This is a genomic window from Mesorhizobium sp. M7A.F.Ca.US.002.01.1.1 (assembly GCF_004022955.1).
Taxonomy (GTDB): Bacteria; Pseudomonadota; Alphaproteobacteria; order Rhizobiales; family Rhizobiaceae; genus Mesorhizobium; species Mesorhizobium ciceri.
In genome coordinates this window covers 1-14535 of sequence record NZ_RZQE01000049.1, presented here as the reverse complement: position 1 = coordinate 14535, position 14535 = coordinate 1, and the positions used below count along the sequence as shown (strand labels likewise).

Annotated in this window: 11 protein-coding genes; 1 reads left to right on the top strand and 10 read right to left on the bottom strand. The window is 62.8% G+C overall.

Going from position 1 to position 14535, the window contains the following annotated elements; genetic code table 11:
* A partial coding sequence (locus EN932_RS08190; RefSeq protein WP_206618922.1) for a VCBS domain-containing protein occupies positions 1–3264 on the bottom strand: 3264 nt, incomplete at its 3' end.
* Between the two features lie 322 nt (positions 3265–3586).
* Between EN932_RS08190 and EN932_RS08185 the strand changes: the two genes are divergently transcribed.
* Positions 3587–4516: a transglutaminase-like cysteine peptidase gene (locus EN932_RS08185; RefSeq protein ID WP_127369906.1), complete on the top strand. Its 930-nt coding sequence runs from the start codon at positions 3587–3589 to the stop codon at positions 4514–4516.
* Between the two features lie 49 nt (positions 4517–4565).
* On the opposite strand, the gene EN932_RS08180 is transcribed toward EN932_RS08185, so the two are convergent.
* The 9 genes from EN932_RS08180 to EN932_RS08140 form a co-directional block, all read right to left on the bottom strand.
* Positions 4566–5207 (bottom strand): ribbon-helix-helix domain-containing protein, encoded by a 642-nt coding sequence (locus EN932_RS08180; RefSeq protein ID WP_024502654.1) that lies wholly within the window; start codon positions 5205–5207, stop codon positions 4566–4568.
* Positions 5197–6486 (bottom strand): HlyD family type I secretion periplasmic adaptor subunit, encoded by a 1290-nt coding sequence (locus EN932_RS08175; RefSeq protein WP_127369905.1) that lies wholly within the window; start codon positions 6484–6486, stop codon positions 5197–5199. Before EN932_RS08175 ends, EN932_RS08180 begins: the two co-directional genes overlap by 11 nt.
* A gap of 42 nt (positions 6487–6528) precedes the next feature.
* A complete protein-coding gene (locus EN932_RS08170) occupies positions 6529–8661 on the bottom strand; it encodes a type I secretion system permease/ATPase (protein WP_127366905.1) in 2133 nt (710 codons plus the stop codon).
* Positions 8662–8700: 39 nt separating this feature from the next.
* Entirely contained in the window at positions 8701–10149 is a 1449-nt protein-coding gene (locus tag EN932_RS08165; RefSeq protein ID WP_013529844.1) for a TolC family protein, read from the bottom strand.
* A gap of 420 nt (positions 10150–10569) precedes the next feature.
* On the bottom strand, positions 10570–11118 hold the full coding sequence (locus tag EN932_RS08160; protein WP_127369579.1) for an invasion associated locus B family protein: 549 nt from the start codon (positions 11116–11118) through the stop codon (positions 10570–10572).
* A complete protein-coding gene (locus tag EN932_RS08155) occupies positions 11103–11564 on the bottom strand; it encodes a DUF4189 domain-containing protein (protein WP_127367298.1) in 462 nt (153 codons plus the stop codon). Before EN932_RS08155 ends, EN932_RS08160 begins: the two co-directional genes overlap by 16 nt.
* A gap of 38 nt (positions 11565–11602) precedes the next feature.
* Positions 11603–12268, bottom strand: coding sequence for a hypothetical protein (locus tag EN932_RS08150; RefSeq protein WP_013529841.1), 666 nt, complete (start codon positions 12266–12268; stop codon positions 11603–11605).
* A 13-nt stretch (positions 12269–12281) separates the two neighbouring features.
* A complete protein-coding gene (locus EN932_RS08145) occupies positions 12282–12839 on the bottom strand; it encodes an invasion associated locus B family protein (protein ID WP_013529840.1) in 558 nt (185 codons plus the stop codon).
* Positions 12840–12846: 7 nt separating this feature from the next.
* A partial coding sequence (locus EN932_RS08140; RefSeq protein WP_206618921.1) for a YadA-like family protein occupies positions 12847–14535 on the bottom strand: 1689 nt, incomplete at its 5' end.

Sequence of the window (14535 nt, the reverse complement as noted above, 5' to 3'; positions counted from 1 at the left end):
CGTCGGAATGTCGTCGACGATGTCGACCAGGATGGAGCCGGTGGTGGTGTTGCCGTGGGCGTCGGTCACCGTATAGGTGAAGCTGTCCTTGTCCTGCTCGGTGGTGATGCCATTGTTGGTCGTCGCACCGTCATAGGTCTGGGTCAGCGTGTAGGTATAGGTGCCGTTGGCGTTGAGCACCAGATTGCCGTAGCTGCCGCTGGCCGGCGAGGTCAGCGTATAGGTGTACGGGCCGGTGCCGCCGGCCGGCGTGATCGCGCCGTTGAAGATCTCGCTGTTGCCGGCCGCATCGCTGCCCGTCGCAAGGCCCTTCTCGCTGACCAGAGCATCGGTGTCGGATGCCGTCACCGTCACATTGTTGACGGTGATGTCCAGCGTCACCGTCGAGGTGTCGCCGTCGCCGTCGGTGATGGTGTAGACGAAGTGATCGACCGCGTTGGTGGTCACCGCGTTGGGGTTGGCCGTGTAGGTGTAGGCGCCGTTGGCGCCCAGGACCAGCGTGCCGTACTGGCCCGCGATCCCAGCTCCGCCGAGATTGCCGCTCACCGGGTTCGAGACGTTCGAACCGGTTGCCACGCCCGTCACCGCCCCGCCAGGTGCCGCGCCGTCGGCGCCCAGAACGTCCGCCGTCCCGTCCGTCAGCACGTTGCCCGAGGCCTGCGCGCCTTCCGACACGCTGTTGGTGTCGGCATGCGCCGTCGGAATGTCGTCGACGATGTCGACCAGGATGGAGCCGGTGGTGGTGTTGCCGTGGGCGTCGGTCACCGTATAGGTGAAGCTGTCCTTGTCCTGCTCGGTGGTGATGCCATTGTTGGTCGTCGCACCGTCATAGGTCTGGGTCAGCGTGTAGGTGTAGGTGCCGTTGGCGTTGAGCACCAGATTGCCGTAGCTGCCGCTGGCCGGCGAAGTCAGCGTATAGGTGTACGGGCCGGTGCCGCCGGCCGGCGTGATCGCGCCGTTGAAGATCTCGCTGTTGCCGGCCGCATCGCTGCCCGTCGCAAGGCCCTTCTCGCTGACCAGAGCGTCGGTGTCGGATGCCGTCACCGTCACATTGTTGACGGTGATGTCCAGCGTCACCGTCGAGGTGTCGCCGTCGCCGTCGGTGATGGTGTAGACGAAGTGATCGACCGCGTTGGTGGTCACCGCGTTGGGGTTGGCCGTGTAGGTGTAGGCGCCGTTGGCGCCCAGGACCAGCGTGCCGTACTGGCCCGCGATCCCAGCTCCGCCGAGATTGCCGCTCACCGGGTTCGAGACGTTCGAACCGGTTGCCACGCCCGTCACCGCCCCGCCAGGTGCCGCGCCGTCGGCGCCCAGAACGTCCGCCGTCCCGTCCGTCAGCACGTTGCCCGAGGCCTGCGCGCCTTCCGACACGCTGTTGGTGTCGGCATGCGCCGTCGGCACGTCGTCGACGATGTCGATGACGATGGCCGCCGGGGCCGACGACGAGGTGCCGTCAGAGACGGTGAGCGAGAAGCTGTCGGTCTCGGTGACTGCCGGAACGTCCGTCGTCGTGCTGGTCAGCGTGTACTGATAGGCAGCAACGCCGGTTGCCGGGTTGTAGCCCGTGATCAGCAGCGTGCCGTGGTCGCCCTGGAAGACCGAACCGTTGAGGCTGCCAATGGCAACCGTGACGCCGCCGATGGTGACGCTCTGCACGTCGTCGAGCCCGTCGGCGTCCGACACCGTGAAGGTGCCTGTCGCAACCGTGCTGCCGTCGCCGGCCGCCGAACCCGCCGCCAGACCTGCTTCATAGACCTGATCATGCGCGCCGGCCGGGTTGCCCTGGTCAACGACGACCTGCGGCACGTCGTTGGTGCCGTTGATGGTGATCTCGACCGTTGTCGTCGAGGTGTCGCCGTCGCCATCGGTCAGCGTATACGTGAACGTGTCCGTCAGATGCTGGCCGGTGGTCAGCGCCTGGACCGCCGCAGCGCCGTTGTTCAGCGTGTAGCTGTAGTGGCCGTCCGCATCGATCGTGATCGAACCGTAACTGCCCGCCACGGCCGACCCGACATGGCCCGAGGCCGATGTGACCGTGCCTGCCTCGACGCCCGTTACCGTCGCCCCGTCCGCGCCCTTAACGTCGGCGACGCCGTCCGTCACATTCGCGTCCGCGCCGCCGCTGGCCGTGATCACGTTGCCGTCCGCGACCGTCGCGCCGTCTTCCGTCACGCTGTCCGTATCGGCAACCGCGGTCGGCACGTCGTCGACGATGGCGACGGCAAAGGTGGTGCTGGCCGAATCGCCGTCGACGTCCGTGACAGTGATGCTGAAATTGTCCGGAACCGTGTCGTTGGGATCGAATCCGTTCGTGTGCTCGGGATGAGTGACCGATTCGGTCACCGTGTAGTTATATTCGATGGCGCCGGTGCTCGGATTGTAGGAGACAATCGTCAGAAAGCCGAAATCGCCAGGAATCTGCTGGCCGACGCCGGTGACGGCGACACCGTTGATAACGATCGACCCGATTCCATCCGGTGCGTCGATGCTGATCGTTCCGATGCCTGAGGTTTCGGAATTGCTTGGCGCGTCGCTGCCGGGCGATTGTGTCTGGTTGCCATCGAGGCCAGTTTCACTGGCCGCTTCGGTCGGGGCAAGCAGTGACGTGGCCACCACTGAAACCGGCCTGTCGACGATGGACGGGAACAGTTCGCGGCGATCCAGAAGCCCAAACTGCAAGGCGGTCGGCGGCAGCAATGCCGACAGGTCGAACCCGTCGCCGATGCCGCCGGGGGGAACCGAGAAATCACCGCCTGCGCTTGAATTCGAACCGCCGGGGCCGGCCGAGATGGAACCGTCGGCGCCGAAGGCGACATCGACATGGCTGGCTTCCAGCGCCGCCAGCAAGGCAACGCGCGGCACCTCGACGTCGCCGATGATGAAGGTCGGCACGTTCAGGGCGCCATCCTTGATCACGATCACCGAGCCGTCGGCCTGTTCGAGCACAAGGTTTTGGCCGTCGACCTTGATGTTGTCGATGGAAGCGTTGGCCGGAAGCCTTACCACGTGGCTGGCGTCGGCTACATATTCGTGCGGCGCAGCTGCTGGCAGCGTCTTCGCTTCCGCGGGGGCTTCCGGCTTGACAGGCGCTCCGCCGCCGACATCGACCGGCACCGGTTCGGACGCTGCCGGTGCGGCCTGCTGCGTCGAATTTGCCTGTGCGACCCGGATCTCCGCCGGCGATGTCTGATCGCCGTGTTCACTGGACGCGGAATGCTCGTTCAAGGAACCCGAAAAGCTGTCCAACTCGATATTGTTCGTCATGGCTGAAACCCCTCCGATATTTACCGGATAGAGACAGCGGCCATTTCTACTTTGCAACTGCCCCCTAATCTATTTCATATATTATGATATGCATTGCTCGGCATTTTTTACACGTGGTAAACCGCGACAATATAACCTGATATATGGTGGCCTCCGGAGGCTTCCCTGACGGAGGACTGGCCGGGATTTTTTGGTAAATCAAAGTATAAATCGAATAAAATTTTATATAAAAGGGATGAAGACAGTTGCTGGATATTTATCCACCTTCCTTTCCAATAATTTGAGACAAGATTGGTAGCGTCCACAGTCAAAGGTGGGCGTTATGAAAAAGCAAAAATCGGTTCCGGGAAAAACCGGGCTCCAGATGCTCCTGCTGGCAATCGGGCTTGTCGGCCTGGCGGGGCCGTCATTCGCGAGCGATATCGCCGCACCCGGCAAGCCCCAGGAGAAGGTCCAGACGCCGCCCTGTCTCGGCGGTGTTTCACTGACGAGGCCCCAGCCCTGGCAGCCTGCGGACGCTTACCGGATCGGCATGGTCACCGGCAGCTATAGCCCGGATGTCGACCGCGGGGACGGCTCGTCAACGGCGCGAGATGACGCCGGGATAGATCCGGTGCAGACCGCGTCGATTATTCCAGGGGTCTTCGGATCGGTTGCCTTGTCCATGCGCAATTTTCCCGTCGCGGCGCGCTGGGCGCCTGTCTACCGGGCAATCACCGCTTGTTCGGCAGGCAGCCCCTGCGAGCACAAGAGCACGGCTTTTGCCGGCATGATCGCCGCCGCTCAAGACAAGGGATTCAGCGAAAAGCTGTCCTTCGTCAACAGCAGCGTCAATCGCCTGATCGCCTACAGGAAAGACAGCCTCGTCTACGGCAAGCTCGACTATTGGGCGAAGCCGTCGGAGATTCTCGAGCGGCGAGCCGGCGATTGCGAGGATTTTGCCATCCTCAAGATGACCGCCCTGCTGAGGGCCGGCATTCCGACGCAAAGCATGGCGCTTGTCGTCCTCCAGGATCGCAAGAGAGGCTTCTTTCACGCAGTGCTGTCGGTGAGCACAGGCAGCGGCACCTTCATTCTCGACAGCCTCAGCAACACCGTTATGCGTGACAGCGATCTCCCGGATTACGTCCCGCTCTATTCGTTCAGCACCGACCGGGCCTGGATCCACGGTTCAAGACCGGGCGGCGCCCAGATGGCCGACATCAAGGGCGGTTTCGCAACCGTCGCACCCGGCGAAGGTTTTCAGCCATAGGGTTTCGGCCAGTCCAAGCCATAGGTTCTCGCCAAGGACTGGCGGGCATTCAGCCGCCGAAGACGAACGCCATCAGCAGCTCCGGCTCGAGCACCGGAGCCCGCACCGCATTCAATTGCCCCCGGTAACGACGGTCACCCGCGCCGATGACAAAACCGGTGGCCACCGGCGATTCGCCATTGGCGTCGAGCCGCGTGAAGATGTCGGCCACATTGAGATCCAGCGCCAGCTTGAGGTCGTGCCGTGCGTCATCGCTTGGGGCGATCGGCAATTGGCGTTTGACCAGTTGCTGGAACGGCGCGTTGAACGACAGGATCTTCTTCGAAGAAGCCAGTGCAAAGGCCGGAGACGGGCACGCGACCAGTATGGCGTTGATGGTGTTGATCGATGCAAGCCTTCGCAAGGTCAGGTTTTCGTCCCCCAATCCACGCATGCAGGCCACCCTGATCGCGGATGTCAGATTGCCTGTCTGGGCCTGGCTTTCGGCGATCTCGTCGATGAGCATGCCGATCGTGCACTTCCTGCTTTCGGCCATCTGCTTCAGCGACATCCAGAATGCCCGCTCCAGACGAATGCCGCGCCGTATGCCACCGCGCGCCACGACCCGAAACTCCAGCCCGAAATCCTCGGCGGCGACTGGCGCAAGCAGCCGCTCGCGATCGGAATGATGAGGGCTGGCGCTACCGCTCACTCATCGCCTCCTCGCGCGCCTTGTTGATCGGCTTCAGGAGGTAGTGCAGGATCGTCTTGCGCCCGGTCTTGATGTCGACCGAGCAGATCATTCCGGGGATGATCGAATAGGCCTTGCCGTCTCTTTGAAGCGTCGATTTGTCCGTCGCCACGCGCACCTGATAATAGGGCTCCCCCGTTTTCTGATCGACCAGGCTGTCGGCTGTGATGTTGGAGACCTTGCCCTCGATGCCGCCGAAGATCGAGAAGTCATAGGCGGTGACCTTGATAAGGGCTTCCTGGTCGGGACGGATGAAGGCGACATCCCGCGGCGAGACCCGCGCCTCCACCAGCAACGTTTCGGAGGTTGGCACGATGCCGGCCACGACGGCGCCAGGCTGGACGAAGGCGCCGACCGTGTTCAGCTCCAGCGTGTTGACGATGCCGTCCACGGGAGACCGGATATCGGTGCGCGCGACCTTGTCGGTGGCTCCCCTTATGGTCTCATCCACCACCGAAAGGTCCGCCAGCGCCTGGGTAAGGTCGTCCAGCGCCTCCTGCTGCAATTGCAGGCCGAGTTCCTCGACCTGAAGCTGAGCTTCCGTGATCGACGATCTGATCTTCTTTATCGTTTCGCCGGCAAGGTTCAGCTGGCCGTTGAGTTCGGTCTGCTCGCGCTCTACCCGGAGCTGCTCGGTCCTTGCCATCAGGCCTTTCTTGACCATCGCATCGACCAGTTTTGCCTCCTGGTCGCTGACCGCCAGGTTCTTGGTAAGACGATCGGAATTGGCCTCCGCCTCGGCAAGTTCCTTCTCGCGCTGATCGAGGCGTGACTTGAGCACGGACAGCTTGTTGTCGAAGTTCCCACGCCGGGCGATGAGCAGCTTCTGTTCATTGTCGCAGATTTGCGGAGCGACCGACTGGATGTCCTGCGGGCACGGAAATGGGCCCGAGAGATTGCCGGCCTGTTCGTATTTCAGCCTTGCTATGCGCACTTCCAGCGCGCGCGCCTTGGCCTGCTGCTCGCCAAGGCTGGACGTGTTGAGCGTGTTGTCCAGGCGGATGATGAGATCGTTCTTCTTGACGACCTGGCCGATCGTCACGGCGATTTCCTGAACCACACCGGCCTCGCTCGCCTGGATGATCTGGGTCTTGGAAGCAGGTATGACCTTGCCGTCGCCGCGTGCGATCTCATCGACTTCGGCAAAGGACGCCCAGGCGACAAAAACGACGAAGAGCGCTCCGATGATGAATATGGACGCCGACGCAAACAGCGGCGGCCGATCTTCCCTGGCAAGCATTTCCCACGCCCCAACGCATTGGATGCAGCAATAATTGTTTTGTCAGGCGCTTGTTTTCTGCAACGCCTGTATGACTTGGTCCTTCGGTCCGTCGGCAACGATTTTGCCCTGTTCGATAACGATCAGGCGGTCGGCCAGTTCAAGCATGCTGAACCGATGTGTGGAGACGATCAGCGTGGTGTCGCGGTCAAAGGCGACTTTGAGCTGCTTGATCAACTGGCGTTCGGAAGCAAGATCCATCGAGCCCGACGGCTCGTCCAGAAAGACGATTTTCGGTTTGGTCAGCAGCAGGCGCGCGATCGCCACCGTCTGCCTTTGGCCGCCCGAAAGATTGGTGCCGCGCTCGCCGACATTCATGTCGTAGCCGCGCGGGTGGCGTGAGACGAAATCGTCGACGCCGGCCGCCTTTGCCGCTTCGATGATCTGTTCGTCTGTAGCCTCGGGGCATGCCATCAGGAGGTTTTCCTTGATGGTGCCCGAGAACAGGTCGCCGGCCTGCGCAACGATGCCGACCGCGGCGCGAACCTCGGACGGGTGATACTGGCGAATGTCGATCCCATCCAGCAGCAACTCACCGGAAGTCGGCAGGAAGAGCCGGCCGACCAGCCGACCCATCGTCGTCTTTCCCGATCCTATGCGGCCGATGATGCCGATCCGCTCACCCGGCTTGACCGAGAAATTCAGGCCGGTCAAAACTTCGTTTTCCGAGCCTGGATAGACAAACCCGACATTCCTGAACACCATCGCGCCCTTGCGGATGGGGCGGTTGACGAAGCCCACCGTGTCGGGCCGGTCTTCCGGTTGAGCCATGATCGAATTCACCATCCTCAGCGAGAGCATGGCCTGGCGGAACCGGGACAACGTTATGGCGATCTGGCCGAGCGGCGCCACGGCCCTGCTCGCCAGCATCACCGTTCCTATGATTGCTCCTGTCGAAACATGCCCTTCCGAGAAGGCATAGGCGCCGGCCACGACCAGGGCGACGGTCACCAGCTGCTGTATGGACTGGGTGATGTTGCCCGCCGCCGCCGAAAGCTGCTTGATTTTCTCGGACGTGTTGGCGGCGTTCTTGGAGTGCTCTCCCCATTTCCGCAGCAGATACGCCTCGGCGCGCAGCGACTTGATGGTCTCCAGCGTCGAGATGGATTCGACCAGCAGGGCCTGGCGCTGCGATGCTTCGTTCATCGAGGCGGCGACGCGCTTGCCGATGCGGCGCTGGGTGACCAGGCCGACGATGACGGACATCACGAAGGCCAGCGCCGGTATGATCACCAGCCAGCCGCCTATTGCATAGATCACAAGGAGAAAGACGAAGACGAATGCCGTGTCGATGAACACGCTTATGGTGTTGGAGGTGAAGAACTCCCTGACGAATTCATATTGCGTGATCCTGTTTGCGTATTCACCGGTCGAGCCGGGGCGCGCCGAAAGCGACGAGTTCAGCACTTTTTCGAACAGCAGATAGGATATCCGCAGATCCGCCTTGCGGCCGGCATAGTCGATGAGGGAAGCCCTTGCCGTCTTCAAAAGCAGGTCGAACAGGATGACCGCACCGATGCCGAGAGCCAGGACCCACAGTGTCGATATTGCCTTGTTCGGCAGGATCCTGTCGTAGACGTTCATGGTGAAGATCGGCGAGGCTATGGCCAGCAGATTGATGAACACCGCCGCCAGGACGACTTTCGAGTAGGTGCGCCAGAAAGCGCCCATCGTCCCCGTAAGCCAATGTCTTCGCTCGATCCTGGCCGCCGAGCCGACCGACATGGTCTCGGCGGCATTGGCATAGGTGATCGAAAAGGAAGCGCCGCCGCTGATGTAGCTGGCGGCCAGTTCCAACCGGCCGATCGTGGTGCGGCCGTCTTCCTGGGGCGCGGTGATATACGCATCGCCTTCGCCTAGAGCCAGCAGGGCGACGGGCAATTGGCTGACGCGAAAGACGATGGCCGGCAGGTCGATACGCCCCCTGAGAAAATCGCGATGATTGAACTCGGTGACTTCCAGGCCGATGCGTTCGGCAAGGTGCCTGATGTCGTCGGCCGCAATTCGCGTGTCCGAGAGCGGCACGCCGGCAAACAGCACGGTCTCCGCGCTCGGCCTGCCGAGATATCCGGCAACGGCCGAGAAGCAGGCCTTGAACGCCTCCTTCGGGGAGAGGATGTTGGGTTGCTGGTTCACGATCTGCCCGTCAGGACGCTCGCTGGACCTTGTGCTGTCCTATTTCTTCCTCACCGGAGCGAGAATATCGAATGGCAGGTCGTTCTTCTGCTCCGATGGCGTCCGCGCATAGGTTTCTGTGTCCGCGGTTTCCGGTGCTGCGAACTCGGTGCGTGCATAGGCCGTCGCTTGCTTTGCCGGCTCGAGATTCATCGTTTTCAGCAACTGTCCGGTCGCGGCCAGGAGCCGGTACTGGGCAAACAGCGATGCGTAGGACGCGGTATCCGCCAGTGTTGCCGTGTTGAACCGTGTATTCTGCGCGTCGAGCACGTCGAGCAGCGAGCGCTGTCCGACCTTGAACTGCTCGCGATAGGAAGCAACCAGCTTCTCATTGGCAGCGGCTTGTTGCCTCAGGGTCTTTGCCAGATCGGCTTGCCGGAAACGGCGATCCCATGAGGTGCGAACGGCTTCCTCGATTTCGCGCTGGACCTGATGCAGCGCGAGACGCTGTTCACTGGTGCGGCGGATCTGCTCCTGCTCGTTGGCCTTGTCGATGCCACCGCGGTAGAGGTTCCAGCGCAGGACCACGCGCGCCTGCAGGTCGGTGGTGTCGCCATCGTCGCCGTCAATGTCGGTTCCTGCCCGGGCCCGACCTTCAGCGATGATGGAGGGGCCAAATTTTGCCCGCGCAGCGTCCACGAGGGAGGCCGCCGCGTCGATGTCGCTGTTGGCCATGTGTACGCGCGGATTGCTTTCCCGCGCCAACCCTATCGCGTCGTCGAGCGAGCGCGGGAGTGCGGCCGAAACATCGCCGGGCCTCGAAGGGCTGGTCAGTGGCTTTCCGACGGTTTTGAAGAAGCGGATCTTGGCCGCTTCCAGTTCCTCGGTCGCCTCCTGCATGCGCGCCTTGGCGGCGAACAGCCGTTCCTCGGCCTGTTGCCGGTCGGCCTCGTTCAGCGCGCCGCCCGAGATGCCTTGCCGGATGTCGCCGAGAATTGCCTGGTGGAAGCCGAGATTCTTCTTCGCTTCGGCAACGATCGAGGCCTGCAGCATGTATTCCAGATAGTCCTGGACAACGGACAACCCGATGAATTCGGACCGTTCCAGAACGCGGAACGAAGCGCCGTCGACGCGCGATGCCTGACGGTTCAATTCGGCCCGCCTTCCGCCGCTGTCATAAAGCGTCTGCGAAACGGTAAGATCCGTTTCAGCCGGATAGAGCGCATCGCCTTCGATGGAAAGAGAGCGCCGGGACGGATTGTCGAGCCGGCGAACGCCAGCCGATGCCTCGACATCGACACTGGGAAGATAAAGGCCCTTGGCCTGCCGCAACTCGAACTCGATGGCTTCGCGATTTTCGATCGCCTGTCCAATCTCGGGATTGGACTCCACCGCGACAGCCATCGCCTCCTTGAGCGTGAGCGCGTGAGCACTGCCGCAGGTCAGCATGGTGGCCGCCATCAAAAGACCAAGGCGCCTGCCTATGGTCGACATGTTTGTCGTATTCATTAATCCCACCCTAACGTTTCCCCAGCGTCCTTTTCAGAGCGCTAACCAAGCCAAGGCCTGCCCGTCGGTGGATTATTCACAGATTCACGAAATATGTGAGCGATTATTGATTTAGAGATCGCTAAATAGCCTTTTTGGGCAACAAGGCTGCGAGATGTAGCAAAAATAGCACATAACGTCGGCTCGCTGCGGTTGTATCCGGACGCCGCATTCAGTGGGAAAGCACAAAAAACGGCAGGCCAGTGGGCCGGTATGGCCAGAATCATGGCCGGTTCGGATAGCGGCTGTCGATGATCCAACCTGAAGTTGAGCCCTTTTCAGGCACGCCCCTTTGGATGCCGCGCCCAAAAATACTCCATCGCGGCGGCCGGCGTACGCTTCATGTGGCTCACTGCGGCCAAAAGCTGGTCAGCGCGCACCCTAATTTGCGCTCAACGCCACCATGCGGTCGAGCGCCGCGGTCAGGCCGCGAAGCGACACAGGGAAGCTCAGCGGGGTCTCGGCGTCCGTCGTGACATTGAGCTTCAGCACCGAGCCTCCCCTCAGCTTTCCAAGCGTCGGCCGATCGATCGTAAAGACGGAGACGCAACCCGTCGGCAGGCAGGTCCTGAAGCGCTGCGGGGACAGCGGCGGTTGATCGTCGATCTGCAGCGTCACGCCCGGATCAAGGAGGATGCCGAAGGGCAGAAGCAGGGTAGCCGTCGTCGAACCGTCCGGGCGTGCCGCGATCTCCATGGCAAGAAGCCTCTGCCCGTTCTGCTGGACCTGGTCTTGCGCAAGCGAGCACACTCTCGCCTTTTCCCGTACCGAACAGGTCACGCTCCAGTCCTGATAGACCTCACGCAGCGATGAGGGTCCATCCGGGACAGCCGCCACCTGCTGCTGCGCGGACGCCGGTGACATCAACGAAAACAGGATTGCCCCACATGCGGAGACGGCCTTCGGGCCAAGCTTCATGTGCAGACCCATTCGCGGATCTTGCATTTCTCTCCCGTCGCCTCGCAGGCATGCAAAGCGAGATCCTCCGCTTCCCGACGGGTCTCGGCCGAGTTCACGCCCCAGGGCGTGAAACGGTTCTCCACTTTGTCTGCCACGGCAAGCGCACCGCAGTGCTTGTAGGGAAAGCCGGTCTCGTCGTCATCATTCCAATGGCGATGGTTGCGGAAGACGGTGACGACGTTGCAGGCCTTTCCGCCTGCGTTCTCGCAATATTTCTGTGCGATGTCCTTCGCTTCCTGCCGCTTGTCGGCGCCCCAGAAGAAGCCGTATTTGCTATCGGCCTGCGAATAGGCAATGGCCGCCCATATGCCCTTTTCCTCCTGTTGCGGTTCCGATGGGGCCACAAGGTCGGCTGAGACGACTTGTCCGCTCCACAACAAGGTCAAGCCCAAAACTGCCAAAGCCTGCAATCTCATGGTCGGCATCCTTTCCTTGACCTCACTCGCTTCGCGTCCTACTTCGCCGCCGAAGCAAGGGAGATCACCACACAGCTTTTGCCCGTCGGCAGGAGAAGCGCTTCACCGGCATTGCCGCCGAGCTCGTAGACCTCGACCTGCCCGAGATGGTCGGTGATCTTGCTGCCCTGCGGCAGGATGGATGGGATGTCGGCGCACGGGCTGGCGAATGGCGCCACCCGCACCATCGCCCCTTCGCAACCCGTGGCGGTGGGCGATGCGAAGACGATGCCGGCGGCCGGTCCGCTATAGCGTTCCGACGCATAGTCCATGCCGACAAAAGCCTGGATGGCGTGCTTGTCGGCGGCCTGGTCGTTCCACAGGGATTTGACGCTGTATTTCGTGCCGGTCGTCAGGATCTGTCCGAGCACTGGATAGACGGTCGAGCAGGCCTGCACACCGGCCTGCTTGACATGCTCGAGGAAGGGCGTGTCCGGAAGCACGGGGGCCGCCGCTGTTGCTGCAGGTGCGGCCGTCGCGCCGCCGACCAGATTGGCGACCGCGGCGTAATTCCCGGCGGCGAAGCCAAGCCCCGCCACGACCAATCCCAGCAGTGAATATCCGGCCGCGCGTGGCCAGCGCCTTGGGGGCTCGGCCCGCCTCTGCCGATCCGCCTCGACGCTCGGAGTGCGTTTGGCGGACGTGAACTGGTCCTGCTGGCTCATGGTGGCGCCTCGGTTATTTGAGTGGTGAAAGGGCGTCTGACAGCCCCTTGAGCGTTGCGGTAACGGTGATCGTCTGCCCATCGACCGTCGAGTAGGAGATCGCCGGCGTCGCGTTCTGCGATATCTGCCGGCGCATGACGGGGCCGACCGGCAACATGCCGACACAGACCATTTCGTTGCAGCCGTTCAGCTGCACGTCGATCGGCTGCTTCTGTCCATCGAATTTCACGGACACCAGGCCATCGCTCCTGGCGTTCGGGGCGGTGCGCAGGATCATGTACGGCTTGCCGTCCTGGGTGGCGGCAAGCGACCAGCTGAAGGCCATCTTGCCGGACGCGTCCTCGATGATCTGCGAGACGTTGCAGACCTTCTTGCGGGCTTTGAGGTTCTCGTCGCAGATCAGCGTCCAGTTGTCGAATGGGCGTATGGTGCGCTGGTAGTCTCCGAGCTTCACCTCGGGCGGGAGCACCACGTCCGAAGGCTTGATCCTGTAGGTCGACGCGACCTGCCCGGCGGCCGGCACGAGGCCGCCGCAAAGCGCCAGGCAGGTCAGGGCAACAAGTCCTTTCATCCCTGCCTCAGTTCAAGGTGAAGCTGATGCCGGCGCCGACGCCGACATGCCCACCCGCTGCCGTGCCCGACAGATTGCCGCGGATGCGGCCGTCCTCGCTGGTGTAGCCCGCACCGAAGGCGAAGGCGCCTGCGTCGCGCCAGAGGCCGCCACCCGCCGCGACGCTCAGCTTTCCGGGCCGGTCGTCGTAGCGCAGCGAGGCGGCGGCGAGACCTATCGCGGCCGCCTGCCGGGCCTCGTCGCGGATGCCGTTGATGTCCGAATTGAGCTGGCCGAGCTTCTGGTCGGTATAGTCGTTGGCCTGCTGCAGGGTCGTGGCGGCTACCTTGTCGGTGTAGTCGTTGGACGTATCGATAGCGTAAGCCACGCGGTTGTCCGTATAGCTCTTGCCGGCGGTCAGGCCCTGGTTCATCTGGTCGACATTGACCGCATCGGTCCCTTTGACGCCGGGGCCGACATTGGAGATGACGACCGGCGCGTTGACGTCGCCACCCTGCAGCGTGATGGTGTTCGACTTGACGCCGCCCGGGGCGTCATAGGTCACCGCGTTCTGGGTGAGGTTTCCGACGCCGGCTTTCAAATCCTCGATCGCCGTGTTGGTGGCGTAGAGCTGCGAGCCGTTGATCGCATCCGTGCTGCCGGCATCGACGCGCCCGGCGGCGACGTTGGTGATCGTCCGCTCGGCGCCGGCATCGCCGACGCTGACGGTTCCGGTCGGAGTCGTTCCGGCGAAGGTGTAGGTCTTGCCGCCGATGACGGTGCTGGAGGTGCCGACGGCTGTCTGCGTCACCGAGCCGGAGCCGAGCGCCACATCGTTGGCGTTGTTGGCATGCGCACCCTGGCCGAGCGCGACGGCGCCCGCCCCGGTAGCCGTCGAGCCATGGCCCGCAGCCACGCTCTCGGCGCCGCTCGCCACGCTTTCCGGCCCGATCGCCACCGCGTTGGTGCCGCCGGCGATGCTGTCGGCCAGCGTCGAATTGGCGTGGAAGTATTTGATGCCGCCGCCATTGCTGATGGTGGTCAGGGCATTGTCGACGGCCGTCAGGCCGTCATAGACGGTCGAGTAGTTGTTGCCCTGGATAGTGTAGGTCGGGCCGGTGATCGAGCCGTCGGGATTGATCGTGGTAACGCCGCCGAACAGGTCGGTGACGTTTTTCGTCACGCCGCGCAACTGCGAGACGTTGACGCCGTCGGTATCGGCCGAACCCGCTGCGACATTGGTCAGCTTGCGTTCGGCCCCGGCGGCGCCGATCGACACCTCGCCGACCGAGGTCTGCGGACCGGCGAGCGCGAAGGCCGTGTAGCCGGCCTGCGCGCCGACCGTGGTGATGGATTGCGCACCGAGCGCCACGCTGTTGATGAAGGTGCTCTGGGCGCCGGCGCCGAGCGCCACCGACTGGACACCGGACGCCAGCGAATTGGTGCCGAGCGCCAGGCCGTCGGCCAGCAACACATGGGCGTTCTGGCCGATGGCCGTTCCGCCGGGCGCTGTCAGGTCGACGATGGCGCCATTGCCGATGCCGATGCCATTGTCGCCGTTGACGACAGTCGTCGGGCCGACCGCGACCGATTCCGCGCCGACCGCGAGCGAGTCGCCCGCCGCCGAATTGGCGTGGAAGTATTTCGTCGAGGTAACCGATACGGCAGCGATGGCGCCGGCGAGCTGGCGCACCGTCACTGCGTCTTGGTCCTGCGT

What these genes read in the sequence shown, in the direction of transcription:
- EN932_RS08185 (WP_127369906.1), top strand. Translation starts at nt 3,587, where the DNA reads ATGAAAAAGCAAAAATCGGTTCCGGGAAAAACCGGGCTCCAGATGCTC.
- EN932_RS08175 (WP_127369905.1), bottom strand. Translation starts at nt 6,486, where the DNA reads ATGCTTGCCAGGGAAGATCGGCCGCCGCTGTTTGCGTCGGCGTCCATA.
- EN932_RS08160 (WP_127369579.1), bottom strand. Translation starts at nt 11,118, where the DNA reads ATGGGTCTGCACATGAAGCTTGGCCCGAAGGCCGTCTCCGCATGTGGG.
- EN932_RS08145 (WP_013529840.1), bottom strand. Translation starts at nt 12,839, where the DNA reads ATGAAAGGACTTGTTGCCCTGACCTGCCTGGCGCTTTGCGGCGGCCTC.
- EN932_RS08150 (WP_013529841.1), bottom strand. Translation starts at nt 12,268, where the DNA reads ATGAGCCAGCAGGACCAGTTCACGTCCGCCAAACGCACTCCGAGCGTC.
- EN932_RS08155 (WP_127367298.1), bottom strand. Translation starts at nt 11,564, where the DNA reads ATGAGATTGCAGGCTTTGGCAGTTTTGGGCTTGACCTTGTTGTGGAGC.
- EN932_RS08165 (WP_013529844.1), bottom strand. Translation starts at nt 10,149, where the DNA reads ATGAATACGACAAACATGTCGACCATAGGCAGGCGCCTTGGTCTTTTG.